The organism is Pseudomonas sp. GW822-FHT02D10 (assembly GCF_058802345.1).
In genome coordinates, this window is sequence record NZ_JBXAOB010000009.1 from 125,062 (window position 1) to 150,468 (window position 25,407).

At 59.7% G+C, this 25,407-nt stretch carries 23 protein-coding genes and 1 pseudogene; 17 read left to right on the forward strand and 7 right to left on the reverse strand.

All coding sequences use genetic code 11. From position 1 onward, the window contains the following. Window positions 1-534: 534 nt before the first annotated feature. The 5 genes from AC1RPZ_RS16475 (at window position 535) to AC1RPZ_RS16495 (ending at window position 5,594) form a co-directional block, all read left to right on the forward strand. The gene (locus AC1RPZ_RS16475) at window positions 535-2,529 is read left to right on the forward strand and encodes a polysaccharide biosynthesis protein (RefSeq protein WP_493138047.1); all 1,995 of its coding nucleotides are present in this window, start codon (window positions 535-537) and stop codon (window positions 2,527-2,529) included. Window positions 2,530-2,642: 113 nt separating this feature from the next. Beyond that, window positions 2,643-2,978 (forward strand): ComEA family DNA-binding protein, encoded by a 336-nt coding sequence (locus AC1RPZ_RS16480; protein WP_493138048.1) that lies wholly within the window; start codon window positions 2,643-2,645, stop codon window positions 2,976-2,978. A 219-nt stretch (window positions 2,979-3,197) separates the two neighbouring features. Further along, window positions 3,198-3,992, forward strand: coding sequence for an SDR family NAD(P)-dependent oxidoreductase (locus AC1RPZ_RS16485; protein WP_493138049.1), 795 nt, complete (start codon window positions 3,198-3,200; stop codon window positions 3,990-3,992). Window positions 3,993-4,073: 81 nt separating this feature from the next. Next, window positions 4,074-4,727, forward strand: coding sequence for a GntR family transcriptional regulator (locus AC1RPZ_RS16490; RefSeq protein ID WP_493138050.1), 654 nt, complete (start codon window positions 4,074-4,076; stop codon window positions 4,725-4,727). 15 nt (window positions 4,728-4,742) lie between these two features. Next, window positions 4,743-5,594 (forward strand): urea carboxylase-associated family protein, encoded by an 852-nt coding sequence (locus tag AC1RPZ_RS16495; protein WP_493138051.1) that lies wholly within the window; start codon window positions 4,743-4,745, stop codon window positions 5,592-5,594. Between the two features lie 86 nt (window positions 5,595-5,680). Here the strand turns inward: AC1RPZ_RS16495 and AC1RPZ_RS16500 are convergent, their stop codons facing one another. Both AC1RPZ_RS16500 and eat read right to left on the reverse strand, forming a co-directional pair. Next, window positions 5,681-5,848 carry a DUF2897 family protein gene (locus tag AC1RPZ_RS16500; RefSeq protein WP_401120743.1) on the reverse strand — a complete coding sequence of 56 codons (168 nt, stop codon included), beginning with the start codon at window positions 5,846-5,848 and terminating at the stop codon, window positions 5,681-5,683. Window positions 5,849-5,971: 123 nt separating this feature from the next. Next, window positions 5,972-7,336: an ethanolamine permease gene (gene eat / locus AC1RPZ_RS16505; protein ID WP_493138052.1), complete on the reverse strand. Its 1,365-nt coding sequence runs from the start codon at window positions 7,334-7,336 to the stop codon at window positions 5,972-5,974. 403 nt (window positions 7,337-7,739) lie between these two features. Here eat and kdpF point away from each other — a divergent pair, with 403 nt between their 5' ends. The 6 genes from kdpF (at window position 7,740) to AC1RPZ_RS16535 (ending at window position 15,735) form a co-directional block, all read left to right on the forward strand. Beyond that, window positions 7,740-7,829 (forward strand): K(+)-transporting ATPase subunit F, encoded by a 90-nt coding sequence (kdpF, locus tag AC1RPZ_RS16510; RefSeq protein WP_093421975.1) that lies wholly within the window; start codon window positions 7,740-7,742, stop codon window positions 7,827-7,829. Window positions 7,830-7,837: 8 nt separating this feature from the next. Then, on the forward strand, window positions 7,838-9,532 hold the full coding sequence (gene kdpA / locus AC1RPZ_RS16515; protein ID WP_493138053.1) for a potassium-transporting ATPase subunit KdpA: 1,695 nt from the start codon (window positions 7,838-7,840) through the stop codon (window positions 9,530-9,532). Between the two features lie 11 nt (window positions 9,533-9,543). Next, window positions 9,544-11,622: a potassium-transporting ATPase subunit KdpB gene (gene kdpB / locus AC1RPZ_RS16520; RefSeq protein ID WP_493138054.1), complete on the forward strand. Its 2,079-nt coding sequence runs from the start codon at window positions 9,544-9,546 to the stop codon at window positions 11,620-11,622. A 53-nt stretch (window positions 11,623-11,675) separates the two neighbouring features. Continuing rightward, window positions 11,676-12,221, forward strand: coding sequence for a potassium-transporting ATPase subunit KdpC (gene kdpC / locus AC1RPZ_RS16525; RefSeq protein WP_493138055.1), 546 nt, complete (start codon window positions 11,676-11,678; stop codon window positions 12,219-12,221). A gap of 118 nt (window positions 12,222-12,339) precedes the next feature. Then, window positions 12,340-14,991, forward strand: a complete 2,652-nt coding sequence (locus tag AC1RPZ_RS16530) for a DUF4118 domain-containing protein (protein WP_493138056.1) — start codon at window positions 12,340-12,342, stop codon at window positions 14,989-14,991. Window positions 14,992-15,039: 48 nt separating this feature from the next. Next, a complete protein-coding gene (locus AC1RPZ_RS16535) occupies window positions 15,040-15,735 on the forward strand; it encodes a response regulator (protein WP_493138057.1) in 696 nt (231 codons plus the stop codon). A gap of 103 nt (window positions 15,736-15,838) precedes the next feature. Here AC1RPZ_RS16535 and AC1RPZ_RS16540 read toward each other — a convergent pair whose 3' ends face one another. Continuing rightward, window positions 15,839-16,876, reverse strand: a complete 1,038-nt coding sequence (locus AC1RPZ_RS16540) for a patatin-like phospholipase family protein (protein WP_493138058.1) — start codon at window positions 16,874-16,876, stop codon at window positions 15,839-15,841. A gap of 224 nt (window positions 16,877-17,100) precedes the next feature. Between AC1RPZ_RS16540 and AC1RPZ_RS16545 the strand changes: the two genes are divergently transcribed. From AC1RPZ_RS16545 to AC1RPZ_RS16555, 3 genes are all read left to right on the forward strand, one after another. Next, window positions 17,101-17,379, forward strand: a complete 279-nt coding sequence (locus AC1RPZ_RS16545) for a hypothetical protein (RefSeq protein WP_493138059.1) — start codon at window positions 17,101-17,103, stop codon at window positions 17,377-17,379. 96 nt (window positions 17,380-17,475) lie between these two features. Beyond that, window positions 17,476-18,243, forward strand: a complete 768-nt coding sequence (locus AC1RPZ_RS16550) for a CHAD domain-containing protein (protein ID WP_493138060.1) — start codon at window positions 17,476-17,478, stop codon at window positions 18,241-18,243. Window positions 18,244-18,365: 122 nt separating this feature from the next. After that, the gene (locus AC1RPZ_RS16555) at window positions 18,366-19,163 is read left to right on the forward strand and encodes an acyl-CoA thioesterase (protein ID WP_493138061.1); all 798 of its coding nucleotides are present in this window, start codon (window positions 18,366-18,368) and stop codon (window positions 19,161-19,163) included. Between the two features lie 5 nt (window positions 19,164-19,168). Here AC1RPZ_RS16555 and AC1RPZ_RS16560 read toward each other — a convergent pair. The 3 genes and pseudogenes from AC1RPZ_RS16560 to AC1RPZ_RS16570 form a co-directional block, all read right to left on the reverse strand. Then, window positions 19,169-19,531, reverse strand: a pseudogene (locus AC1RPZ_RS16560) (terminase). A 184-nt stretch (window positions 19,532-19,715) separates the two neighbouring features. Further along, window positions 19,716-21,197 carry a methyl-accepting chemotaxis protein gene (locus AC1RPZ_RS16565; protein ID WP_493138062.1) on the reverse strand — a complete coding sequence of 494 codons (1,482 nt, stop codon included), beginning with the start codon at window positions 21,195-21,197 and terminating at the stop codon, window positions 19,716-19,718. Window positions 21,198-21,306: 109 nt separating this feature from the next. Beyond that, a complete protein-coding gene (locus tag AC1RPZ_RS16570) occupies window positions 21,307-22,113 on the reverse strand; it encodes a TatD family hydrolase (protein ID WP_493138063.1) in 807 nt (268 codons plus the stop codon). 233 nt (window positions 22,114-22,346) lie between these two features. Between AC1RPZ_RS16570 and AC1RPZ_RS16575 the strand changes: the two genes are divergently transcribed. The 3 genes from AC1RPZ_RS16575 to AC1RPZ_RS16585 all read left to right on the forward strand — a co-directional run bounded on the left by AC1RPZ_RS16575 (window position 22,347) and on the right by AC1RPZ_RS16585 (window position 24,866). Beyond that, complete coding sequence (locus AC1RPZ_RS16575; RefSeq protein WP_493138064.1) at window positions 22,347-23,768, forward strand: MltF family protein; 1,422 nt, start codon at window positions 22,347-22,349, stop codon at window positions 23,766-23,768. A 107-nt stretch (window positions 23,769-23,875) separates the two neighbouring features. After that, window positions 23,876-24,310, forward strand: coding sequence for a DoxX family protein (locus tag AC1RPZ_RS16580; protein WP_493063246.1), 435 nt, complete (start codon window positions 23,876-23,878; stop codon window positions 24,308-24,310). A gap of 247 nt (window positions 24,311-24,557) precedes the next feature. Beyond that, window positions 24,558-24,866, forward strand: a complete 309-nt coding sequence (locus AC1RPZ_RS16585) for a class I SAM-dependent methyltransferase (protein WP_477770004.1) — start codon at window positions 24,558-24,560, stop codon at window positions 24,864-24,866. A gap of 14 nt (window positions 24,867-24,880) precedes the next feature. Here AC1RPZ_RS16585 and greB read toward each other — a convergent pair whose 3' ends face one another. Then, entirely contained in the window at window positions 24,881-25,378 is a 498-nt protein-coding gene (gene greB / locus AC1RPZ_RS16590) for a transcription elongation factor GreB (RefSeq protein ID WP_071554293.1), read from the reverse strand. Window positions 25,379-25,407 lie beyond the last annotated feature (29 nt).

Below are 25,407 nucleotides of genomic sequence, written 5' to 3' on the forward strand. Positions count from 1 at the left end.
GGGCTGCTGCTATTTCTTGCGGGGCGTGTGCGCCCGCTCGCTGAGTTCGCCACCATGACCTGCTTGAGCTATTCGCTCAAAAAAGTTCTTGCGCCGAGCCGCCCTAGTGTGCATATCCAAGAATGATGTCTCAGCCTTATTGACTTTGCTTGGCCTATCATCCCACGCGCAGAAGCGCACACCCAAGAAATTTCCCTCAGCCCAGAAAAGCATTCCGACCTCAATTACCACGTCAGATCGCAAGTGCCGCGTAACGTCCACCTACTCAAAAGTGGGCAGGGCGTTAGCTAATGGTTACCCGCGAGCAGTTCCACGGCAGCAACGCTTCGCTTCATAGTCTTCAACCAAATTTCGGGCCCGTGCCCCTCGTCTGTCGGGCATCCCCGTCAGAAAGGTGAATTGTAGCGGCGCTTTGAGCAAAATGCTCCCTCTAGGCCCTGCGTATGCAAGTGTTGGGGTGATCTTGCCCTCATTGAGGTTACAATGCCGATCGACGACTGCTTAAAGGAGGGAGCTACGTGCTCCAAAGCTTGAATGGATAAAGTGCGGAGAGTTTTGCTTGGTTTGCCTCGTAGGCAAAAAAGACTGGTGCAGGTCGCCACCGATGTAGTTTTGGTGTGGGTCGCTTTATGGCTTGCCTTCATCGTTCGTCTTGGCATTGACGATATGTACAACCCGCTCAAGGTCCATTTCTGGCTCTTCGTCTGTGCGCCAGTGGTCGCCATCCCTCTTTTTATCCGCTTTGGCATGTACCGTGCCGTAATGCGCTATTTCGGCAACGATGCCCTCATCGCCATCGTCAAGGCTGTCAGCCTGTCATCGCTGATTCTGACGGTCGTTGTCTATTGGTACAGTAATCACCAAACTGTGGTTCCGCGCTCCATCATCTTCAACTACTGGTGGCTAAGCCTGGTCATCATCGGCGGCCTGCGCCTTTGCATGCGCCAATATTTCATGGGTGACTGGTTTTCCGCCGCTCAGCACGTACCATTCACCAACCGGGACGATGGCCTGACCAAAGTCGCCATTTATGGTGCGGGTGTGGCGGGTAATCAGCTTGTTGCAGCCTTGCGCATGGGGCGGGTGATGCGTCCTGTGGCCTTCATCGATGACGACCCGAGTATCGCGGATCGTTCTATTTCCGGGCTACAGGTCTACAAACCCAAGCACATCCAACAGATGATCGATGTCACCGGAGCGCAGGAAATTCTGTTGGCGCTGCCGTCTTCGACTCGTGCGCGGCGTAGGGAAATTCTCAATCTCCTTGAGGGTTTTCCATTACATATTCGAAGTGTCCCGAGCTTTACCGATCTGGCCAGTGGGCGAGTAAAGGTCGACGATATCCAGGAAGTCGACATTGCCGACTTGCTGGGGCGGGACTCGGTGCCGGCGCAACCTGATCTGCTCGAGCGTTGCATAAAGGGCAAAACGGTCATGGTGACCGGTGCTGGCGGTTCTATCGGTGCGGAGCTTTGCCGACAGATTTTTTCTCTTGGTCCTACGACGCTAATCCTGTTTGAACACAGCGAGTTCAATCTTTACAGCATTCTGTGTGAGCTGGAAAAACGAGTCCGTCGTGAGTCCCGGTCTGTTCGTCTGCTGCCGATCCTCGGTTCTATCCGGCACGAGGGCAAGCTTCTGGATGTAATGAAAACCTGGAAGGTGGACACGGTTTACCACGCCGCGGCCTACAAGCATGTGCCGATGGTCGAGCACAATATCGCCGAAGGCGTGCTGAACAATGTGATGGGTACGCTCAATACCGCTCAGGCGGCGTTGCAGGCGGGTGTTGCGAACTTTGTACTGATTTCTACAGACAAAGCCGTGCGTCCGACCAATGTGATGGGCAGTACCAAGCGCTTGGCCGAATTGACACTGCAAGCGCTTAGTCGTGAGATTGCGCCGGTACTGCTGGGTGACAAGGCTAATGTATCGCGCGTCAACAAGACCCGGTTCACGATGGTGCGCTTCGGTAATGTGCTGGGTTCTTCCGGTTCGGTGATTCCGTTGTTCCACAGCCAGATCAAGTCCGGTGGGCCATTGACGGTCACTCATCCCAAAATTACGCGTTACTTCATGACCATTCCCGAGGCGGCGCAACTGGTCATCCAGGCGGGCTCCATGGGGCAGGGCGGAGATGTGTTTGTACTCGATATGGGCGAGCCGGTGAAGATCGTCGAGCTGGCGGAGAAGATGATTCACTTGTCCGGCTTGAGTGTGCGTTCGGAAAAGAACCTGCATGGCGATATCGCGATCGAGTTTACGGGCCTTCGCCCGGGAGAAAAGCTTTACGAAGAATTGCTGATCGGCGACAACGTCGCGGCGACTCAGCATCCAATGATCATGAGTGCCAATGAAGATCATCTGCCTTGGGACGTGCTCAAGACGCGGCTGACCGAGCTGCTCGGAGCTGTCGAGCGGGATGACTACTCACGGGTTCGTCAGTTGTTGCGCGACACGGTCAGCGGCTATACCCCTGACGGCGAAATCGTCGACTGGATCCACCAGCAACGCCGCCTAGACCCCTGATTGTTACACACTCTGTAACGGACACATTTTTGACAGACTCACAGCATGACCTAGGTTTGGGAGGCAGCTTCGGAAAAGCTGCTTCTTCCAATCGATGTCATGGAGCGTCACTTATGCGTACAGGTTATTTCTACTCCCTGGTTTTTGCCCTGCTGACCAGCGCCTCTATTGCTGCTATCGCTGCGCCGGCGACCACGCCCGAGGTTGTAACCGCGCCATTGGCGTTACAGGTTGCACCGTCCGGGGAGGCTGCAAAAGTCGATCTCAATACAGCAGATGCAACGACACTCCAGCGTGAGCTCGCCGGGGTAGGTGAGGCCAAGGCCAAGGCGATTGTTGCGTATCGCGAGAGTAATGGGGCATTTGCATCGGTGGATGAGTTGTTGGAGGTCAAGGGCATCGGCAAGGCGATTCTTGACAAGAACCGCGACAAGCTTGAGGTGAACTGATTCGTAGAAGCTAGCGCCAGAGGCCGGTCATTGACCGGTCTTTTTATTTGCGGTGATCGTTTTTTCAGAAAGGCGGAGCAATTCCGCCTTTTGTCCGGAAAGAAAAATTACGGCTGTCATATTCAGTTTAAATTATGCCTATAATAAATCCGTCGCCCGCAAAGGTTCCCTGAACCTGGGGCATTCAACATCCTTCAGGTATCTCCCAGGAGCGCAGCTATGAATTCTATTCAGTCCCAAGGTATTGCTCTGATCACCGGCGCTTCATCCGGTATTGGTGCGATCTATGCTGAGCGGTTGGCGGCGCGTGGTTTTGACTTGTTGTTGGTGGCTCGCGATGAGCAACGTCTCCAGACCGCCGCAATAAGGTTGCGCGCCGAGTATGGCGTGCAGGTCGAAGTATTGAAGGCGGACCTAACGCTCAAGGCTGATTTATTGGCTGTCGAGCAGCGTCTGCGCAGTGATTCCGGCATCAGTCTGCTGCTGAACAATGCGGGTATCGCGGCGGATGGCTCTTTGGCTGGCGCAGACACGGATCAGCTGGAGCGGATAATTCAGCTCAATGTGGTGGCGGTAACACGTTTGGCTGCTGCGGCAGCCGCAAATTTTTCGGCGCTCGGGCGCGGTTCGATCATCAACCTGGCGTCGGTGGTTGCGCTGATTCCTGAGCGTTTCAACGCGACTTATAGTGCGACCAAGGCCTACGTGCTGAGCCTCACGCAGTCGCTGAATGCTGAGCTGAGTGGTTCGGGCGTGAAGGTTCAGGCGGTGTTGCCCGGGGTGACACGCACCGAAATCTGGGAGCGCTCTGGGATTGATGCCAGCGTTATCCCGGCAGAAATGGTGATGGAAGCAGGGGAGATGGTCGATGCGGCATTGTCCGGATTCGATCAGGGTGAGTTGATCACCATTCCTTCGCTACCCGATGCCGCAGACTGGAATGCGTTTGTTACCGCACGCCACGCGCTAGGGCCAAACCTGTCGAAGAGTGCTGCGGCTTCGCGCTACAAGTAGTGGCGCTCTTCACTTAACAACTGGCACGAATAGTGATTACTCATTGACTGACGATTGTTGAACAATCCTGAGGCGATGAGTATGAGCAGCGGACTATCCCTGGCGGACCACATCACACTGGAGTTGCGCGCCGATATCATCGGCGGTCGTTTGCTGCCGGGCCGGGCGTTGGTGGAAGGTGATCTGGTGATTGCCTACAACGCCTCGCGCAATACCATCCGCGAAGCCCTGCACCGCCTGGGGCAGGAAGGTCTCACCCGTTATGTGCGCCACAAAGGCGTGATGGTTCGCCAGCTCGGCGCCGATCAGGTCCGCGATCTGTTTCAGGTCCGACGCACGCTGGAGTTACAGGCAATCACGGCCAGCCGACCGCTGCGCGAATACCAATCCGACGACATGATCGAAGCCATTGAAGCCTCGCAACTGGCTCGCGAGCGTGAAGACTGGCGGGCTGTCGGCACGCATAGCCTGCGCTTTCATCAACACATTGTCGGTTTATTACGCAGCCCGCTGTTCGATGAATTCTTTACCAATGTCGTCGCGCAACTGCGTCTGGTGTTCAGTGCGGCGCCTGACGAGTCACGCTTCCAGGCGCCGTGGCTTGAGCGTGACCGGCTGATTCACGACCTGCTGGTCGAAGGCGACAAGCCCGGCGCATACGACGCCTTGAGCGATTATCTAGACGACTCCGAACAGCAACTGCTCGAGTTGTTCAACCATCCTTCCCGTCACTGATCGAGGACTCATGCCATGTACAAAGACTATCCCGCGGCTTATCAGGTCAGTAAGGGCTCGGCGTTGCAGGTCGATAAAGCCTTCTACGAGCGGATCCGCGATACACCGGCCGGCCGCACGTTGATCGAGCAATTCGAAGTGCCGATCCGCACCGGACGTGCCTGGCATGTACCGGCGGGGCACGTGTTTCGTGTGACCACACCGGTGGGCCCGCAAGTGGGGGACTTCAATGTCTGGAATGCCAACGACCCGCGCGAGCGGCTGTGGGCGGCACGGACCCGGCAATTGCAGGGCGCCCATGTCAGCACCCATGACCGGCTCTGGTCGAACCTGCCCTTTCTGCGACCGCTGGTGACCATTACCGACGATAGCCTGGCGCATTACGGTATCGACGAACATGGCGGACGTTTGCACGATCTGCTGGGCACGCGCTGTGATCCCTATGTGAACAAAATGCTCACCGGCGAGGACTTCCACCACCACTGCCATTCGAACCTGACCCGCGCCGTTTTACCTCACGGGTTGACCGAGTTCGACGTGCATGACGTGCTGAACATCTTTCAGTGCACGGGGCTCAACCATGACGATATGTACTTCATGAAGGCCTGCCCGGCACAGAAGGGTGACTATCTGGAGTTTTTCGCCGAGATCGATTTGCTCTGTGCCTTGTCGACTTGCCCGGGGGGCGATTTGTCGTTGCCGATGTGGGGGCCGGATGCGCAGGACCCGTTAAGTGTTTGTCGGCCGTTGGGTGTGGAAATCTATCGGTTGGAGGATGCGTTGCTCGCAGGCTGGAGCCAGCCTGAGCGGGCAGCGTACAAGGGGCTGCATGGGCTGCATATCGCCAAGGCAGATTGGGAAGTGTAGGAGCTGGCGAAGCCTGCGATCTTTTGATCTTCAGCACATTCGAAAACGACAAAAGATCGCAGCCTGCGGCAGCTCCTACGGATTGTTCAGCGATCCTGAGCGTCCTTGGCGTCCATTTCCGCGTTGCGCTCAGCGACGCGTTTGCGTTGCTCATCGGTCAGTTCCACCTTGTTCGCGGTGTCGCGCAGCAGCATCAAGCCACCGACGATCGATCCGATAGCAACCACCAGAATCAACCAGGCATACCAGGGCATAGGGCTCTCCTTAAGGGCAGGTTTTGACGCGAATGGTTTCGCGTCAACGCCGTGCCTGTCCACGTTGAGACACAGCGTTTCTCAGTGGTTCCATTCTAAGCCCGTTCTGCCGGGATCACCTCATCAAAGACCGGTCAGCATCGCATCGGCCGGGGCGTCGGCGCGCAGCTGGGCGGTGAGCAGGAAGTAGACAAATCCCACAGCCATGAAGCCGAGGAAGATTGCCCCGATCAGCGCGTTGAACCAGGCCATCGCCACCAGGCAGACCACCGCCAGGAACAGCGCAATGCCCGGCACGATCGGATAGCCCGGCGCGCGGAAGGTGCGTTCCAGCAACGGCTCGGTTTTGCGCAGTTTGAACAGGCTGAGCATGCTGATGATGTACATCACGATGGCGCCGAACACCGACATGGTGATCATCGCAGCGGTCAGCGTCATGCCTTGCAGATTGACCAACCCGTCGCTGTAGATCGCCGCGATACCGATCACGCCGCCGGCCAGAATCGCCCGGTGCGGCGTCTGGAAACGCGAGAGCTTGGCCAGGCCTTGAGGCAGGTAACCGGCGCGAGCCAGGGCGAAGAACTGTCGCGAGTAGCCGAGGATGATCCCGTGGAAGCTCGCCACCAGACCGAACAGACCGATCCACACCAGCATGTGCATCCAGCTGGAGTTATTGCCGACCACGGCTTTCATCGCCTGTGGCAGCGGGTCGTTGATGTTCGCCAGTTGACGCCAGTCGCCCACGCCGCCGGCCATGACCATCACGCCCATCGCCAGGAACACCAGGGTCAGGATGCCGCTGACGTAAGCCTTGGGAATCGTCCGTTTCGGGTCCTTGGCTTCTTCGGCAGCCATGGCCGCGCCTTCGATGGCGAGGAAGAACCAGATAGCAAACGGTATCGCCGCAAACATCCCGGGGATCGAGCCCATCGTGAACTCGCTCGAACCCGACCAGCCATTGAGTACGAAATTGCTGAAGCTGAAGCCCGGTGCAACCACGCCCATGAACACCAGCAATTCGGCGACCGCCAGCACGGTCACCACCAGTTCGAAGGTTGCGGCAATGCTGACGCCGAGGATGTTCAGGCCCATGAACACGACATAGGCGCCGACTGCGGCGATTTTCGGGTCCAGATCCGGGTATTGCACGTTCAGGTAGGCGCCGATGGCCATGGCAATGGCCGGTGGTGCAAAGACGAACTCGATCAGCGTGGCGATCCCGGCGATCAAGCCGCCTTTCTCACCAAAGGCCCGTCGGCTGTAGGCAAAAGGCCCGCCAGCGTGGGGAATCGCGGTCGTCAACTCGGTGAAGCTGAAGATGAAACAGGTATACATCGTCGCCACCATCAATGAGGTGACGAGAAAACCCAGGGTGCCTGCGGTGCCCCAGCCGTAACTCCAGCCGAAGTATTCGCCGGAAATCACCAGGCCGACCGCGATACCCCATAAATGCAGGGTGCCCAACGTAGGTTTGAGTTGTGTGTTCATGCATTTCTCCCGCAGCGGTTTGGAAAAGCTCGGGGAGGGCGTGTGCAGTGGGCGTGCCAGTGTTGCGACAGCGGTCGTAAAGGACAAAAAGGCGTCGTATCGAGGATGTTTGCAACCAGATGTAGTGTTTTTGTGCGCCAGTTGGGAGCGTTGGTGTCTGTTATGCCGCCTTCGCGAGCAAGCTCGCTCCCACATGAGCATCCGATTGTCGATGCACCGCGGACCCCCTGTGGGAGCGGGCTTGCCCGCGATGAGGTCAGTCGGCACACCGCTGTAACTCCCGCGTAAAGCCACTCTTTACGCTTTCTTTATGCCTCGCCCAACCCCTCGCTCTCGTTCCTTTACAGCCTTCCTGCGGACAATTGCGCCACACGCGGCAATCGCCGTACGACGGAGAAATTCCATGAGTGTTCTGGACGGGGTGTCCCTGCTGTTGGCGGTGGGACTGTTCATTTATCTACTGGTTGCGCTGTTGCGCGCGGATCAGAACTAGGAGCGGCTATGCACAGTTATGACTATTGGCTGATCCTCGCCTTCTTCGCCGTGGTGTTGATTCCGGCGCCGTTCCTGGGAAGGTTCTACTACAAGGTGATGGAGGGCCAGCGCACGTGGCTGACGCCGATCCTTGGGCCCGTGGAGCGCGGTTGCTATCGCGTGGCCGGGGTCGACCCACAGAGTGAACAGAGCTGGCAGAAATACACCCTGGCATTGCTCGCATTCAACCTTGCGGGCTTTTTGCTGTTGTTCGCGATCCTGCTGTTCCAGGACTATTTGCCACTCAACCCGCAGAACCTGGCGGGTCAGGAGTGGACGCTGGCGTTCAACACGGCTGTCAGCTTCATGACCAACACCAACTGGCAGTCCTACAGCGGTGAAGCCTCCTTGAGCTACCTCAGTCAGATGGTGGGTCTGACCGTGCAGAACTTCGTCAGCGCCGCCACCGGTCTGGCCGTTCTGGTTGCTCTTTGCCGTGGTATCGGCCGCAAATCGACAAAAAACCTGGGCAACTTCTGGGTCGACATGACCCGCGCCACCCTCTATGGCCTGGTGCCGCTGTGCCTGCTGCTGGCACTGTTCCTGGTCTGGCAGGGAGTGCCACAAACCTTCGCGCACTATGTGAACGCCTTGACCATGCAAGGCGTCGATCAAGTCATTCCGCTGGGTCCGGCGGCCAGCCAGATTGCGATCAAGCAACTGGGCACCAACGGCGGTGGCTTCTTCGGCGTCAACTCGGCGCATCCGTTCGAGAACCCGACCGCCTGGTCCAACTTGTTTGAGATGACCTCGATCATCCTGATCCCGGTGGCGCTGGTGTTCACCTTCGGCCACTACGTCAAGGACCTGCGTCAGAGCCGGGCGATCATCGCCTGCATGCTCGCGCTGTTTCTGATCGGTGGCGCGGTGTCGCTGTGGGCTGAATACCAGCCGAACCCGACTCTGAACAACGTTGCGGTCGAACAGACTGCACCGCTGGAAGGCAAGGAAGCACGCTTTGGGACCACCGCGACTGTGCTCTGGTCGGTGACCACCACTGCGGCCTCAAACGGTTCGGTCAACGGCATGCACGACAGCCTCAACCCGCTGAGCGGCATGGTCGCGCTGATCAACATGATGGTCGGCGAAGTGATCTTCGGCGGCGTCGGCGCTGGTCTCTATGGCATGTTGCTCAACGTGCTGATCGCCGTGTTCCTCGCCGGTCTGATGATCGGACGCACACCGGAATACCTCGGCAAGAAACTGCAAGCCAAGGAAGTCCAGTTGCTGGTGGTGACCTTGCTGGTGATGCCGATCGGCGTGCTGGTACTGGGTGCCATTGCGGCGAGTCTGCCTGGCCCTGCCGGTGCTATCAGCAACCCTGGCCCGCACGGTTTCAGCCAACTGCTGTATGCCTACACCTCGGCCAGTGCCAACAACGGTTCGGCATTCGGTGGTCTGAGCGCCAACACGCCATTCCATAACCTGATGCTGGGTCTGGGCATGTTGATCGGGCGCTTCGGCTACATCCTTCCGGTACTGGCCCTGGCCGGCAGCCTGGCGATGAAGAAAACCGCTCCGATTGGCCAGAACAGCTTCCCGACCCATGGCCCGCTGTTCGTCACTTTGCTGACCGTGACCATTTTGCTGGTGGGTGGCCTGACCTTCCTGCCGACCCTGGCGTTGGGCCCTATCGCTGAACATTTGAGCCTGGGCTTCTGAGGGATTTGATGATGAATATGCCCGTTCGTGTATCGAAAAAAACCGCACCGCACGCTGCGCCGGCTCAACCAGTCGAGCAACCGAAAACCGCGATTTCGGCCCTGTGGCGGCCGGCGCTGGTGCAAGCCTTTGTCAAACTCGACCCACGGCAATTGAAGCGCTCGCCGGTGATGCTGGTGGTCGAACTGACCGCAATCCTCACCACCGTGCTGTGCGTGATACCAGACCCGGCGGTGCCAACCTTTGTGGCGGTGCAAATCGCCCTGTGGTTGTGGTTCACCGTGTTGTTCGCCAACTTTGCTGAAGCACTGGCCGAGGGTCGCGGCAAGGCCCGCGCCGACAGCCTCAAGGCCGGCAGCGAAGGTCTCAGCGCTCGTCGCAAAAAGGCCGATGGCAGCTTTCAAGTGGTGCCGGCGACCAGTCTGCGCAAAGGCGATGTGGTTCGCGTCGAAGCCGGGGAGATGATCCCCGGTGACGGCGAGGTGATCGAAGGTATCGCCGCGGTCAACGAAGCGGCGATTACCGGTGAATCCGCACCGGTGATTCGCGAGTCCGGCGGTGACCGTTCGGCGGTCACCGGCAACACTCGACTGGTGTCCGACTGGTTGCTGGTGCGCATCACCGCCAACCCCGGCGAGTCGACCCTGGACCGCATGATCGCGTTGGTTGAGGGGGCCAAACGGCAGAAAACCCCGAACGAAGTGGCGCTGGATATTCTGCTGATCGGCTTGACCATGATCTTTCTGGTAGTGGTCGTGACCTTGCAGCCATTCGCCCACTTCGCCAACGGCAACCTGCCGCTGGTGTTCCTGGTGGCGCTGCTGGTGACGCTGATTCCAACCACCATCGGCGGTTTGTTGTCGGCCATCGGTATCGCCGGCATGGACCGTCTGGTGCGGCTGAACGTGATCGCCAAATCCGGGCGTGCGGTAGAAGCGGCGGGTGACGTGCATGTGCTGCTGCTGGACAAGACCGGTACCATCACCTTCGGTAACCGTCGTTGCACCGCGATCTACGCCGCGCCGGGCGTCAGTGCCAAGGAGCTGGCTGAGGGTGCTTTGTTCGCCTCGTTGGCCGACGACACGGCCGAAGGCAAGTCGATTGTCGAGTACCTGCGCGGACTTTATCCACAGGCTGAACCGTCCGCTGAGGTACTGACCGTTGTGCCATTCAGCGCCGAAACCCGCTTGTCCGGTGTTGACTATCAGGGCCGCGTCTATCGCAAAGGCGCGGTGGATTCGGTGTTGGCCTTCGTCGGTCTGACTCGCGCCGATATGCTGGCGCCGATGTCCCGGGAAATCGACAAGATCGCCCAAAGCGGTGGTACGCCGTTGCTGGTGTGTGCCGAGGGCAAGTTGCTCGGTGCGATCCACCTCAAGGACGTGGTCAAGCCGGGCATTCGTGAGCGTTTCGCCGAGCTGCGCAAGTTGGGGATTCGCACCGTCATGGTGACCGGCGACAACCCGCTGACCGCTGCGGCGATTGCCGCAGAAGCGGGTGTCGATGACGTGTTGGCCGAAGCCACGCCAGAGAAAAAACTCGCCCGCATTCGCCATGAGCAGAACGACGGTCGTCTGGTCGCCATGTGCGGTGACGGCGCCAACGACGCACCGGCGCTGGCTCAGGCTGACGTCGGCATGGCAATGAATGACGGGACTCAGGCAGCGCGTGAAGCGGCGAACATGGTCGACCTCGACAGCGATCCGACCAAGCTGCTGGACGTGGTGCAGATCGGTAAAGAACTGCTGGTGACCCGTGGCGCGCTGACGACGTTTTCCATCGCCAACGACGTGGCCAAGTACTTCGCGATCCTGCCGGCGCTGTTTGCCGCGATCTACCCGCAACTGGGCGTGCTGAACATCATGCGTCTGACCAGTCCGCAGAGCGCGATTCTCTCGGCCATCGTCTTTAACGCCTTGATCATCGTCGCGCTGATCCCGCTGGCGTTGCGTGGGGTACGCGTCCAGGCCGCGAGCGCTGCGCACCTGCTGCGTCGCAACCTGCTGATCTACGGCGTGGGCGGCATCGTGGTGCCGTTCGTGGGCATCAAGGCGATCGACATGCTGTTGACTGCGCTGCATTTGGTGTAACCGCTGCACGCCGCGCCCCGTGCGCGGCGTTCACCTGAATTGAGGGTTTTGAAATGTCCACTATGATCCGTCCGGCCCTGAGCCTGCTTGTTCTGATGACCCTGATCACCGGCGTCGCGTATCCACTGGTGGTGACCGGTGTCGCCCAGGTCGCATTCCCCGATCAGGCCAATGGCAGCCTGGTGCGTGACGCCGAAGGCAAGGTGCGCGGCTCGTCCTTGATCGCCCAGGATTTTGTCGGTGATGCGTGGTTCCACCCACGGCCATCGGCGGGCGCTTTCGCAACGGTATCGAGCAGTGCCAGCAACCTGGCACCGAGTAATCCGGCACTCGCAACCCGGGTGATCGACGATGCCAACAAACTGCTGGTGCCAGGACAGGGGCCGGTGCCCTTGGCGTTGCTGACCACCTCTGGCAGTGGTCTCGATCCACACTTGCCACCGGCGGCAATTGCCTATCAACTGGCGCGGGTTGCGGCGGCACGCAACCTGCCGATATCGACGGTCGAGCAGTTGATGGAAGCGCACATCGAACAGCCGTTGGTTGGTCCGCCGGTGGTCAATGTGCTGGAATTGAACATCGCGCTGGAAAAGCTGTAGATCAAAAGATCGCAGCCTGCGGCAGCTCCTACAGTTAGAACGCACTCTCCTGTAGGAGCTGCCGCAGGCTGCGATCTTTTCCGCAACAACGAAACCGAATCTGAAAGGCGAGAAATCAATGAGCGACTCCGGCCGCGCCGACGCACTGTTAGCTGATTTACCCCGCGATGGTCGTGGCCGGCTCAAGGTTTTTCTCGGTGCCGCCCCCGGTGTTGGCAAGACCTACGCCATGCTGCAAGCCGCTCACACCCAGCTGCGCCAGGGCGTCAAAATCATTGCCGGGGTGGTGGAAACCCATGGTCGGGCGGAAACCGAAGCGCTGCTCGGTGGTTTGCCGCAGCAACCGTTGGTGCGCTCGGAATACCGTGGCGTGATGCTCGAGGAAATGGACCTCGATGGCTTGCTCAAGGCCAAGCCGAAACTGGTGCTGGTCGATGAGCTGGCCCACAGCAATGCGCCGGGCAGCCGCCATGCCAAGCGCTGGCAGGACATTCAGGAGTTGTTGGCGGCGGGTATCGACGTCTTCACCACGGTCAACGTCCAGCACCTGGAAAGTCTTAACGATCAGGTGCGCGGGATCACCGGCGTACAAGTGCGCGAAACCTTGCCGGACTGGGTGCTGCAAGAAGCCTACGAACTGCTGCTGATCGACCTGCCGCCGCGCGAGCTGCTTGAGCGACTGCGTGACGGCAAGGTCTACGTGCCGGAGCAGGCGCGGGCGGCAATCGATGCGTTCTTCACCCAGACCAACCTCACGGCCCTGCGTGAACTGGCGATGCAAACTGCGGCGGCGCAGGTCGATGACGACTTGAGTCGCGGCTATCGACAGTTGGGCCAGGCGGCACCGGCCGTGCGCGGTCGTTTGCTGGTGGGGGTCGACGGCGATGCTCAGGCCGAGCGTCTGGTGCGTCATGCCAGTCGGGTCGCGCAGCGTCGGCATTTGCCGTGGAGTCTGGTGCATGTGGACAACGGCAGCGTGCGCGACGAGCAATCGCGTTTGCGCCTGCAAAGCGCCCAGCAACTGGCTGAGCGGCTGGGCGGGGAGGTGGTATTGCTGCGTGCTGGCGAGGTCGCGAAAACCCTGATTCAACACGCCGCCGAACGCCGCGCCAGCCTGGTGCTGGTCGGTCAATCGCGTCAGCGTTTGCGCCGTCGACTGTTCGGCGGCGGGTTGGCCTCACGCTTGTTGCGCAATGCCCGAGGACTGGAAATCAACGTCCTCGACAGCGATGAACAACAGCATCAACCGCGCCAGCGTTCGGCGCACTCGCTGGTCTGGTTTGATTATGTGCTGGCGCTGTTGGCAACGGTGTTGGCCACCGGTTTAGCCTGGGCGGTGTCGAGTATTCTGCCGCTGCCGAACATTTCGCTGGTGTTCCTTGCGGCGGTGTTACTGGTGGCCGTGCGCAGCAGTCTGGGGCCGGCGCTGGCGTGTGCCGCGCTGTCATTTCTGACCTACGATTTTCTGTTCATCCCGCCGACCTTCTCTTTTGCCATTCAGCGTGAAGAAGACGTGCTGACGCTGCTGTTTTTCCTGCTGATGGCCGCGCTCACCGGTAACCTCGCTGCGCGCCAGCGGCGCCAGTTAGAGGCCTTGCGCGACACTCAGCAAGAAACCAGCGAACTGCTCGACCTGTCGCGCAAACTCACCGCCGCCACCGACCGGCAAGCGGTGATCAGCGCGGCAGCGCAGCATCTGGTCGGCTGGAACGATCTGCAATTGTGTCTGGTTAACCGTGATGGGCAGGGCGGCTGGAAAGTCGAAACCGGTGGCCCGTTGCAGTTTTCCGAAGCCGAGCGCGCTGCCGCCGATTGGGCCTGGCAGCACGATCAACCGGCCGGCATGGGCACTGGCACGTTACCGTTCGGTCGTTGGTGGTGGTGGCCGTTGTCGGTCGACGACGGGCCGCTGGGCCTGCTCGGCGTTTGCCCGAAAGAGGGGCAACAGCTCAGTGGTCAGCGGCGGCGCTTGCTGACCGCGTTGAGTCAGCCACTGGCTCAAGCACTGGCCCGTGCGCAGTTGGCCGACGACCTTGAGGCGGCACGTTTGCACGGTGAAACCGAACAATTGCGCAGCGCTTTGCTGGCGTCGGTGTCTCATGATTTGCGCACACCGCTGACGTCCATGCGCGGCAGCATCGACAGCTTGCTGGCGCTGGGTGAGGCAATCCCGCTGGAGGATCGTCGTGAGTTGCTTGAAGGCACCCGCGATGAAGCCGAACGGCTCGACCGCTATATTCAGAACCTGCTGGACATGACGCGCCTGGGCCACGGCGCGCTGAAGCTGGCGCGCGATTGGGTGTCGCCGGCGGATATCGTCGGCAGTTCGCTCAACCGTTTGCGCGCAGTACTGGCGCCGTTGCAGGTGAGCACCGATGTGCCAGGTGAGTTGCCATTGCTTTATGTACACGCGGCGTTGATCGAGCAGGCGCTGGTGAATGTACTGGAAAACGCTGCGCGCTTTTCGCCGGCCCATGGCCGCTTGCAGTTGAGTGCCGGCACCCATGACAGCGAGCTGTTTTTTTCCGTGAGTGACGAGGGCCCTGGCATTCCCGAGGACGAACGCGCGAAGATCTTCGACATGTTCTACACCGCTGCTCGTGGTGATCGGGGCGGGCAGGGCACCGGGCTGGGTCTGGCAATCTGTCAGGGCATGGTCGGCGCCCATGGCGGGCGGATCAGTGTCGCTAACGGTATCGAAGGACGCGGCACCTGCATCACCATCCACTTGCCATTGCAGGAACAGCCGGGGTTTGAAAGTGAAGCCTGACACTGCCTGCGCTACTCTTCTGCCACCTCTTTTGCCTGATTTGAAACCATGAGCCAGACCGCGACCATTTTGGTCATCGACGATGAACCGCAGATCCGCAAATTCCTGCGCATCAGCCTGGCCTCCCAGGGCTACAAAGTGCTTGAAGCCGGCACCGGCACCGAAGGCCTGGCCCAGGCCGCGCTGAACAAGCCGGACTTGTTGGTGCTTGACCTCGGCCTGCCCGACATGGACGGCCAGCAGGTGCTGCGCGAATTCCGTGAATGGTCGACGGTGCCGGTGCTGGTGCTGTCGGTGCGCGCCAGCGAAGGGCAGAAAGTCGAAGCGCTGGATGGCGGCGCCAACGACTACGTGACCAAGCCGTTCGGCATTCAGGAGTTTCTGGCGCGGGTTCGGGCCTTGTTGCGGCAGGCTCCGATGGGTGAGGCTCAGGAAGCAGCGCTCAAATTCGGCCCGTTGACGGTCGATCTGGCGTATCGGCGGGTGTTGCTGGACGGTACCGAAGTGGCGCTGACCCGCAAGGAGTACTCGGTGCTGGCGCAACTGGCGCGCCACGCCGGGCGGGTCATCACCCAACAGCAGCTACTCAAGGACATCTGGGGCCCGACCCACACCGAAGACAGTCACTACCTGCGGATTGTGGTCGGGCATCTGCGCCAGAAACTGGCGGATGACCCGACCCGGCCGAGGTTTATCCTGACCGAGGCGGGGGTGGGGTATCGGCTGCTGGAATCCTTGAACTAGAGGGACTGTCAAAAAGATCGCAGCCTGCGGCAGCTCCTACAGGATGTATGCAAATACCGCGTAGGAGCTGCCGTAGGCTGCGATCTTTTGATCTTGAAAACGCTTAATCCCGCTCATTCTCATACCGATCCAGCGTATCCCGGGCAATCTCCCGTCCCAGCGCGATCAGCTCCGGCGCCTTGTAGAACTCGAAAAACCGGCAAACCCGCTTTGGCACGTTGATCACGATGTCCGGTGGATAACCGGCGATCTTGTACTGCGCCAATGACGTTTGCATCACCTCGAAACTCTGGTTGATCAAGTCCAGCAACGAGGCGGGGCCCACGTTGTCGATGATAAATGAGCCAGTGGCGGATTTTGGCGTGCCGTCGGTTTCCGGCGCAGCGGCGGGTTGCTGCGACTCGGGTTCGGCGGAGTCGAGCCAGGGGTTGATTTCGGCGGCTGCGCTGCGCAGTGCTTCCTGTTCCAGGAGCAGCAATTGTTCGGCCTGTTTGCGCCGGAACGGCAGGCGCGAGCCGAGGGAGTTGATCAGGTTGTCGAAGCGGCTCTTGAATGCGGCAGGGCGCTGGATCACCGGTAGCTGATAGTGCCGCTGGTTGGCCGAGTTGAGGTTGACCGCAATGATCAGGTCGCAATGGCTCGATACCACCGGAACAATCGGCAGCGGGTTGAGCAAGCCGCCGTCGACCAGCATGCGATTGCCCTGCATCACCGGCGTGAACAAACTTGGAATCGCCGCAGAGGCGCGCATCGCCTGGTGCAGGCAGCCTTCCTGGAACCAGATTTCCTGCTGGTTGGTCAGGTCGGTGGCGACGGCCGTGTAGGGGATGCGCAGGTCTTCGATGTTGATCTCGCCGACGATCTTGCGGATCTGCCCGAAGACTTTCTCGCCGCGTATCGCCCCGAGACGAAAGCTCACATCCACCAGGCGCAACACGTCGAGGTAGTCCAGGCTCTCGATCCAGTCGCGGTAATCGTTGAGTTTGCCGGCGGCGTAGATGCCGCCGACCACCGCCCCCATGGAGCAACCGGCGATACAGGCGATGTCATAACCGCGCCTTTCGATTTCTTCGATGACCCCGATATGGGCGTAGCCCCGGGCTCCGCCTGAGCCCAGCACCAATGCGACACGCTTTTTCATGATTCGCCCCTTCATCGAACAGACTTCAACAATGCACCCAATGAGGGGCGTGCTTCAATCATGCTGATTCAGAGCCAAGCCGTTAGCGTCGTTTTTCGACACTCAATGAAGGCACATGGGTATTCTCGCGGGGGCTATAGTTTCCATGGATGGGCTAAGGCACTTTTTGTGGCGTTGGCCGTCTTACCCTGCACGATTGTTTTTTATACCTCGAGGAATCATTGATGAAAGCCTGGATCTGTCTGCCATTGATCGCGTTAGTACTGACCGGTTGCGCAGGTAAAACCGCTTACCGCGACAGTTGCGGTAGTCAACTGGACGCCGCCTGGCATGAGCTGGACATCGCCAAGGCTGAAGGCTTCGCCGGCACCGTGAGTTACTCCAAGGCCCTTTCGTTGCTGACCGGGGCCAAGACCCAGCAGCAGTTCGAAGCCTACGAGGGCTGCTCCAAAAAAGCCGAGAAGGCACGCTTCTATATTCGCGAATCCCGTGCGGGGCGTTGAGGATGCAATGACGTAGCGCAATGTAGGCCCCCGGTGACATGGCCAGCATAGGCTAAAGTTTGCGTTCTAATGTTGCTCGTCACGTTGGAGAAAGCCATGTCTGCGTTGGTCGATCGGTTGGTGGCTCGGGTGTTGGGGCTGGACGTGCGTTTGCTGGCCTGTCAGGCGCGCCTGAGCGCCAATACCGACGCAGAAGCGCTGCATGACTTGCGCACGACGGTTCGCCGTCTGCGCAGCCTGTTGCGGCCATTGCGTGGCTTGCCCGGTGTCGAGCAACTGGAGGCGGCAGCCGCGAGCGTTGGAAGCCTGACGACACCGTTGCGCGACCATGAGGTATTGGCGGCGTACTTGCTGGCGCACGGTCAAGCGGACGCGGCCAAGCGCCGAATGGTGCAAATGGCGCAAGCCTATCCGGCTGTAGCCGGCAGCCCGGAACTGGCGCAGTTGTTGATGATCCTTGATGCCTTTCCGCGCTTTTTGCGCGCCTCCCAGCGTCAAGGTTTGCTCAAGGGCTTGCGTGCTTGTATCGAGAAACGCCTGGCCAAGCAATGGAAAGCGCTGGATGTGGCCCTGCACGATCCCGCGCATGACCGCCATCGTCTGCGGCTGTTGATCAAGCGCGTGCGCTATGCGATTGAAGCCTACCCCGAACTGGATCGCCTGCCCGAAGCGGCCATGCCGCGTCTCAAGTCGGCACAAGAAGCCCTCGGCGAGTGGCACGATTGCTGGCAATGGTTGGCCCGTGCCGAGCACGAGCCCGACTTGCTGCCTTGCGTGGCCGTCTGGCGGGCAACCATGACCAAGGCTGAAGGTCGCGCCGATCAGGTGCTCGACAAACTCATATCGGCTTGCTTCAAAGCCTGACGCGGATTGCCTTTCGTCGCCGTTGGCGGCCTATCTGCCAGCCTCTTTGGCCGGAATAGGCGCTGTACAGGCGCTGCTGGCTGGTTAACATCATTCAATCCTTTCCCAGCCTTGAGGTTTCCATGCGCTTTTCCGATTTGCTCGACGCCGTGCGCAGTTCACCGCATGAGCTGTCTATTCCGGCGGAGTGGGCCCAGGGCCGCGCCAGTTTCGGCGGTCTGGTCGCCGCTTTGCAGTACGAAGCCATGCGTGCGAAAGTCCCGGCGGATCGCCCGGTGCGTTCGTTGGCGATCACGTTTGTCGGCCCGGCCGAACCCGGTGTCCCCATCAGCTTTGAAGTGGATGTGCTGCGCGAAGGCAAAGCGGTCAGTCAGGTACTGGGGCGAGCCTTGCAGAACGGCCAGGTGGTGACCCTGGTTCAGGGCAGCTTTGGCGCTTCCCGTCCTTCCGAAGTCGAGGTGGTGGCCGAGCCGGCACCCGAGATGAAACACTGGGATGACTGCCAGGAACTGCCCTACATCAAAGGCGTAACCCCCGAGTTCATGCGCCACCTGGCGATGCGTTGGAGTGTCGGCGGTTTGCCGTTTACCGGGAATAAATCCCGGGAAATGGGCGGTTGGGTACGCCTGCGTGGCGATGTCAAAGAGGAACCGGTCACCGAGGCGCACATTCTGGCGCTAGTGGATGCATGGCCGCCGGCGTTGTTGCCGCATTTGAAGAGACCGGCGGCGGGCAGCACCCTGACCTGGACCATCGAATTCGTTCAGCCATTGCAGGCCTTGAGCACGCTGGACTGGTGCAAATATCTTGTGGAAATCGAACACGCCCGTGACGGATATGGTCACGCCGCCGCCGCGCTGTGGAGCGCTGAAGGGCAGTTGATTGCGCTGAGTCGGCAGACGGTGGCTATTTTCGCGTAAGACCTTTAGCGGTGATGCCGTTCGCGCCAGGCGCGCCAGCAGCCGCCGCTGAGGAGAAAGCGCGGAAACGTCAGGAATTGCTCGACCAGCAAGCGTGACACAGCATCTTTGCGATCACTGAACGGCTCGCAGGCTTACGCCTCCAGGCTGTGACCGTGGCGTTGCAAAGCGAGCGCGGCGAGCAAGCCCACGACGCCGATGGCCACGTTCAGAACACTCAGGCCGAACACCCCGGAAACGATCAACAGAAAGGCCACGATAAACAGCGGCACGGCAATCAGGTGCAGCACCAGATTGGTCGGGTGCTGGTGGTTTTGCGGGTAGGCGCGCCATTGCCAGGCGGGAAGGTTGGGGTGACGTTTGCCCATGTTGGTAATCCTCGATCCGTGTTGAACACATAGTTGAAGGATAGGTGGGGCAATTGTAGGCGGCGAATCAAGGCTGGCTATCGACGCGATAGGTGTGATGGGCAAAAAAGATCGCAGCCTGCGGCAGCTCCTACAGAAGAACGCGATCAGCGTAGGAGCTGCCGCAGGCTGCGATCTTTTGACATTAGAGCTTCAACTGGCCGATTGCCTTGCTCAACTCACCGGCCAGCGTCGCCAGTTCATTGCTGGTGGTGGCCGAATCCACGGTCTGCTGCACGGTGTTCACGGTGACGTCACGGATGCTCACCACCGCACGGTTCATCTCCTCTGCCACCTGGCTCTGCTGTTCCGCGGCCACGGCAATCTGGGTGTTGCTTTCACGCATCTGCGCCACTGCACCGGTGATTTCTGCCAGCGCGGCGCCAGCCTCTTGAGCCTGCTGTACACAGTCGTCGGCCTTGAACGAACTCTCCTGCATGAAGTCCACCGCATCCCGTGTACCGGCTTGCAGCGCCGAGATCATGTTGGTGATTTCGTCGGTAGAGGTCTGCACACGCTTGGCCAGATTGCGCACTTCATCGGCGACCACCGCAAAGCCTCGGCCCATTTCCCCGGCACGCGCCGCTTCGATGGCGGCGTTCAGGGCCAGCAGGTTGGTTTGCTCGGCGATGCTGTGAATCACGCTGACCACGCCGTTGATTTTCTGGCTGTCTTCGGCCAGACGCTGAATCATCTCGGCGGTTTGCTGCACTCCGGTGGAGAGCCCGGCGATGGACTTTTGTACCCGGCTGACCACTTCCTGACCACTGCCGGCAAGGGTGTCGGCGGTTTGCGAGAGGTCGCGAGTGGCGCTGGCATGTTGAGCGATGTGATAGACCGTGGCCGACATTTCATTGATCGCAGTGGCGGCCTGATCGGTTTCGCTTTGCTGGCCGAGCATGCCGTGGCGTACGTCGTTCATGCTGGCGGCCAGACGCGCCGCGCCGACATCCAGTTGGCGGGCAGTATTGGCCACGGTGTTGACCACGCGCTGATAACCGGCCTGCATGGCGTTGAAGGCGCTGGCCATCTGGCCCACCTCATCGGTGCAGGCCAGCGGTACGCGAGCCGAGAGGTCACCGGTTTTCTCGACGTGGAGCATCACATCCTTGAGGGTGTTGAGCTGGCTGAGCAGGAAGCGGATCAACAGTTGCGAAGCACCCAGCATCGCCAGCATCAGGATGAACACGGCCGCCGCGTAGTTGGCGAAGCGTTCGCCGAACACCTGGCTCAGGCTCGGGCCATAGGCCAGAACGGCAATCTGCTCGCCGTTCGCACGCGATAGCACCTCAGCGCCGATCAACGGGTTGTCGCCAAATAATGGCATTTCATTGATTTCGACCCAGCCGTTGGCGTTGCTCAGCTCGGGCAGTGGCTGTTGGTTCCGCGTGGGAATCTGGCCTTTGCTGAAGCTCAGAAAATGCTCGGCTTCAGGCAAGGCTTGGCTGAGCGGCCAGCCGCTGATCAGCTTCGCCTGAGCGACGGCTGACAGCCGTGAAGCCTGGCTGCGTGACTGTTGCTCAAGTTGCACGGCATACAGCACTAACAGCAGGGTGGTGACGAAGGCGACCGCGTTGACCGCCCAGAATTTGTATTTCAGCGAAATGTTGCTAAGCCAGGCACCCATGGAGGTCTTCTCTGATAGCGGAAACAGTTTTGGCAAGGTGCCATTATTGTGCCGCTACTCAGCGAAGGGACTTTTGATGTGGATCAATGAGAAGCAGGGTGCAGCGGGTTCAATCAACCGACGGCAACCCGAAAAACGCTTGCGCACACGCGGTACTGTGGGCCGCTACGTCTTCCAGGCTTTCGCCGCGATGCAACGCCACTTCACGCAGTACTTCGGTCAGATACGCCGGTTCATTGCGCCCGTTTTTTGGCTTGGGGCGCAGGCTGCGGGGCAACAGATACGGCGCGTCGCTTTCGAGCATCAAGCGCCCACGCGGGATCTCGCGGACCAGCGGGTGCAGGTGAGTGCCGCGGCGCTCGTCACAAATCCAGCCGGTGATGCCGATATGCAGGTCAAGGTCCAGATAACTGAATAGCGCCCGCTGCTCACCGGTGAAGCAATGCACCACGGCGGCCGGCAACTGGTCGCGGAAGTCACGCAGAATTTCCAACAGTCGCTGACTGGCGTCACGCTCATGGAGGAACACCGGCAGTTGCAACTCGACCGCCATTGCCAGGTGCTCTTCGAGGACTTTTTCCTGTTGCGGACGGGGCGAGAAGTCGCGATTGAAATCCAGCCCGCATTCGCCGACCGCACGCACGTTGGGTTCTTTGAGCAAACTGCGCAAACGTTGAGCGCTGTCGGCATTCCAGTCACTGGCCGAATGCGGGTGGATACCGGCGGTGGAGAACAGTCGCTGCCCGCTTTCGTCCAGTTGCTGGCACAGTTCCAGGGCCTGTTCGCTGCCCTCGACACTGGTACCGGTCAACACCAGTTGGCAGACGCCAGCGGCATAGGCACGGTCGAGTACTGCCTGGTGTTTGTCGGCAAAACTGGGGTTGGTCAGGTTGACGCCGATGTCGATGAGTTGCATGGTGTGACCCTAGCCTTTGGCCGGAAAGCATACCAGAGCCGTAGAATTATAATAAAAACGAAGAACTACAAAGAGTTAAAGCTGTCTTTTGATGCCGGAAGAGAGCTTCGACGGGCCAGTTGGCCGTCGCTGCTGCAATCTTTCGCACTCTGCCAGCGCTCCAGGCGCTCTGTTTCTGTCGACCCTCTGCTCGAACTATCGAGACGTTGGACAGTATTCTTTCCGGAGAACGGATGACACGACTCCAGGTTTTGCTACTGCTGTGTTTGTCGATGCTGCTGCCGATGCCGGCGGTTGCGCGGTTGACGGGTCCCGTGGAGGCCGTTCAGTCGGGCAAGGTCCGCGATCTGGCGGAAATTCGTGGCAGCCGCGTGCTGCGGGTGCTGGTCAATCAGAGCCGCAACAGCTCCGGTGAAGTCCAGGGCCAGACCATTGGCGTCGAATATCATCGCCTGCGAGCCTTCGAGCAGTACCTCAATGGCCACGCCCGTGACGGTCAGGAAATCTCCCTCAAGATCATTCCCAAAGCCAAGGATCAATTGCTCGGCGCTTTACAGCGCGGCGAGGGTGACCTGGTGGCACCGGGGGAGTTACTGGATGCGCAGTCCGCACTTGCGGTCAGTACCAGCGAGCCGATCGTCAGTAACGTGCCGTTGCTGTTGGTGGGAATCAAGGGCGAGCGCCGCTACACCCGTCTTGAGCAACTGTCCGGCAAAACCCTGGCGCTGACCACTGGTAGCGCGGCCGGTGAAGCCATCAACCAGATCAATCAGAAGCTGGCGCTGCACAAACTGCCGCCGGTCAAGGTCGAGTGGGTCGACCCGAGTCTGGCAGTCGAAGACGTGCTGGAGATGGTGCAGGGCGGAATTTTTCACCTGACCATCGTCGAGCAACCGATCGCTGAGCGCTGGGGCAAGATCCTGCCCAGGCTGCGCATTGATCGGCAGGTGGTCATCAGCGAGCCGGGCAAGGAGTACTGGTTCGTGCGTCGCGATGCGTCGATGTTGCGAGCGAGCATTGATCGATTCCTGCAAGCCTATAAAACCCCCTCCGATCAAGATGTAGCTTTCTTGCGCATCTACCGACGCTTGTACCAGGTTCACTACCCGCTGGCCCGCGCCGACCGTCAGCGTCTCGAAAAGCTGCGCCCGGTCCTGCAAAAGCACGCCCGAGAGCAGGGCATGGACTGGCTGAACCTGGCGGCGCTGGCGTTCAAGGAGTCAGCGCTTGAACCCGGCACCCGCAGCGGCAGTGGTCCGACCGGATTGATGCAAATTACCCCGTCGGCGGCGCAACGGGTCGGGGTTAATAACATTCAGTCCGTGGACAGCAATGTGCAGGCCGGGGCCAAGTACCTGGCTATGATCCGTCACAAGTTTTTCGCCAGTCCCAAGCTCAATGAACGTGAGCGCATGGCCTTCGTTCTGGCGGCCTACAACATCGGGCCGGAACGTGTTCAGGGGATGCGTGCCGAGGCCCGGCGCCGTGGCCTGAACCCCAATCAGTGGTTTTTCCAGGTCGAGCGCATTGCTATGGAGCAGGTGGGAATGGGTCCAGTCAGCTATGTTAATAGTGTGAATAAATACTTTTTGGCATATGACCGGGAACGGGAGTCGTTGGAGCCGCAGGGGCAGAAAGTTGCCTCTCGTAAATGATCGACTAAACTGATTGTTATGGCGGGTTTTTTGCGCTTTTAACATGAGATTTACTGATTAATATAGCGACCAACCCATACACACGCCCTCACAATGGATGAAACAGCATGAGCACTCTGATCAACAAGGTACTGTCCACCCGCGCTGGCTACGGCTTGACCGTTCTGCGAATCTTCGTCGGCGTCATCTTCGCTGCCCACGGCTCACAGAAACTCTTCGGCATGTTCGGCGGTTATGGCATTGCCGGTACTGCGCAGTACATGGAAAGCATCGGCCTGGCGCCGGGTCACCTGATGGCGATTCTGGCCGGTGGTACCGAATTCTTCTGCGGTCTGGCGCTGATCATCGGTTTGCTGGTACGCCCGGCAGCGCTGGGGCTGACCTTCCTCTCGCTGGTCGCTATTTTCTCGGTGCACATTCACAACGGTCTGTTTCTGGCCAACAACGGTTATGAATTCGCCCTGGCCTTGCTCGGCGGTAGCATTGCTGTACTAATCGAAGGCGCCGGCAAGCTGTCGGCAGATCGCGCCATCACCGGCTGACCGCTTTGGCTCAACAATAAGGCCCGAATTGTTCGGGCCTTTTTGTTGCGCGAGATTCTTGACACTGTCCTGTCGGCTTCTCTAGGATGTTTGCCATGCGCCGATTTAAACAGCTACTTGCGGGGCGCCAGGTAACTCATCCAGTTGCCGATAGAAGCTTGAAACAGGCTTCGAAATACCGCTAAAGCGCTGGTTCGGTGTTGCCTCTCACCTGCCATGCAGACTTTTGAGGCAGAGACACGACACGATGAATGCACTACGCCCCCCAGTACGTCCCGCGCCGATCACGGCACACCTGACCCAGCGCAATCCTAAAATCCTCCTTGGCGGTAATCATCAGCCGACGCTGCTGCGTTATCTGGATGGCTGGCCACGTCGTACCGGCGGCCCGGCAGCGTTCCTGATCCAGTTTGTCGAAGACGGTGAATCGCTGGCGCGTTTTGCCAGCGACAGTTTCGATCTGGCCGTGATCCAGTCGCCCAGCGCCGAAGACGCGGCCGAAGTGATCAAGCAACTGACGCGCGTTGCTCGCCAAGGGTTGATTACCCGTCGCTGAGGCTCAGCCGAGGTTCAGGGATAGTCGATTGCGACGATATACACGAACTGCTCGCCAGTAGGCGTCTGCACCCGGACTTCGGCGTCCAGCGCTTTGCCGATCAAGGCCCGCGCCAGCGGTGAGTCGATGCTGATCAGGCCTTGTTTGAGGTCCAGCTCATCCGGGCCGACGATGCGATAGCGCGATTCTTTGCCGTGTTCATCTTCGATGGTTACCCAGGCTCCAAAGTAGACCTTGTTCGGATCGCTGGGTTTTTCGCTGACAACCTTGAGCGCTTCCAGCCGTTTGGTGAGAAACCGCACACGGCTGTCGATCTCGCGCAGCATCTTTTTGCCGTAGGTGTACTCGGCGTTCTCAGAACGGTCGCCCTGCGCAGCCGCCTCGCTGACCGATTGAGTCACCTGGGGGCGGCGTACATGCCAGAGCTCATGGAACTCGGCACGCATCCGTGCTTCGCCCTCGGGAGTGATGAGGGCGGTGCCGGCGGTGCGAGGAGGGCGATAGCGGCTCATTGCAGTTTCTTTTGGTTAGGAAGTGTCGA

Excerpts from the sequence above, each read along its gene's own strand:
- AC1RPZ_RS16475 (WP_493138047.1), top strand. The coding sequence starts at position 535 with ATGGATAAAGTGCGGAGAGTTTTGCTTGGTTTGCCTCGTAGGCAAAAA.
- AC1RPZ_RS16480 (WP_493138048.1), top strand. The coding sequence starts at position 2,643 with ATGCGTACAGGTTATTTCTACTCCCTGGTTTTTGCCCTGCTGACCAGC.
- AC1RPZ_RS16485 (WP_493138049.1), top strand. The coding sequence starts at position 3,198 with ATGAATTCTATTCAGTCCCAAGGTATTGCTCTGATCACCGGCGCTTCA.
- AC1RPZ_RS16490 (WP_493138050.1), top strand. The coding sequence starts at position 4,074 with ATGAGCAGCGGACTATCCCTGGCGGACCACATCACACTGGAGTTGCGC.
- AC1RPZ_RS16495 (WP_493138051.1), top strand. The coding sequence starts at position 4,743 with ATGTACAAAGACTATCCCGCGGCTTATCAGGTCAGTAAGGGCTCGGCG.
- AC1RPZ_RS16500 (WP_401120743.1), bottom strand. The coding sequence starts at position 5,848 with ATGCCCTGGTATGCCTGGTTGATTCTGGTGGTTGCTATCGGATCGATC.
- eat (WP_493138052.1), bottom strand. The coding sequence starts at position 7,336 with ATGAACACACAACTCAAACCTACGTTGGGCACCCTGCATTTATGGGGT.
- kdpF (WP_093421975.1), top strand. The coding sequence starts at position 7,740 with ATGAGTGTTCTGGACGGGGTGTCCCTGCTGTTGGCGGTGGGACTGTTC.
- kdpA (WP_493138053.1), top strand. The coding sequence starts at position 7,838 with ATGCACAGTTATGACTATTGGCTGATCCTCGCCTTCTTCGCCGTGGTG.
- kdpB (WP_493138054.1), top strand. The coding sequence starts at position 9,544 with ATGAATATGCCCGTTCGTGTATCGAAAAAAACCGCACCGCACGCTGCG.
- kdpC (WP_493138055.1), top strand. The coding sequence starts at position 11,676 with ATGTCCACTATGATCCGTCCGGCCCTGAGCCTGCTTGTTCTGATGACC.
- AC1RPZ_RS16530 (WP_493138056.1), top strand. The coding sequence starts at position 12,340 with ATGAGCGACTCCGGCCGCGCCGACGCACTGTTAGCTGATTTACCCCGC.
- AC1RPZ_RS16535 (WP_493138057.1), top strand. The coding sequence starts at position 15,040 with ATGAGCCAGACCGCGACCATTTTGGTCATCGACGATGAACCGCAGATC.
- AC1RPZ_RS16540 (WP_493138058.1), bottom strand. The coding sequence starts at position 16,876 with ATGAAAAAGCGTGTCGCATTGGTGCTGGGCTCAGGCGGAGCCCGGGGC.
- AC1RPZ_RS16545 (WP_493138059.1), top strand. The coding sequence starts at position 17,101 with ATGAAAGCCTGGATCTGTCTGCCATTGATCGCGTTAGTACTGACCGGT.
- AC1RPZ_RS16550 (WP_493138060.1), top strand. The coding sequence starts at position 17,476 with ATGTCTGCGTTGGTCGATCGGTTGGTGGCTCGGGTGTTGGGGCTGGAC.
- AC1RPZ_RS16555 (WP_493138061.1), top strand. The coding sequence starts at position 18,366 with ATGCGCTTTTCCGATTTGCTCGACGCCGTGCGCAGTTCACCGCATGAG.
- AC1RPZ_RS16565 (WP_493138062.1), bottom strand. The coding sequence starts at position 21,197 with ATGGGTGCCTGGCTTAGCAACATTTCGCTGAAATACAAATTCTGGGCG.
- AC1RPZ_RS16570 (WP_493138063.1), bottom strand. The coding sequence starts at position 22,113 with ATGCAACTCATCGACATCGGCGTCAACCTGACCAACCCCAGTTTTGCC.
- AC1RPZ_RS16575 (WP_493138064.1), top strand. The coding sequence starts at position 22,347 with ATGACACGACTCCAGGTTTTGCTACTGCTGTGTTTGTCGATGCTGCTG.
- AC1RPZ_RS16580 (WP_493063246.1), top strand. The coding sequence starts at position 23,876 with ATGAGCACTCTGATCAACAAGGTACTGTCCACCCGCGCTGGCTACGGC.
- AC1RPZ_RS16585 (WP_477770004.1), top strand. The coding sequence starts at position 24,558 with ATGAATGCACTACGCCCCCCAGTACGTCCCGCGCCGATCACGGCACAC.
- greB (WP_071554293.1), bottom strand. The coding sequence starts at position 25,378 with ATGAGCCGCTATCGCCCTCCTCGCACCGCCGGCACCGCCCTCATCACT.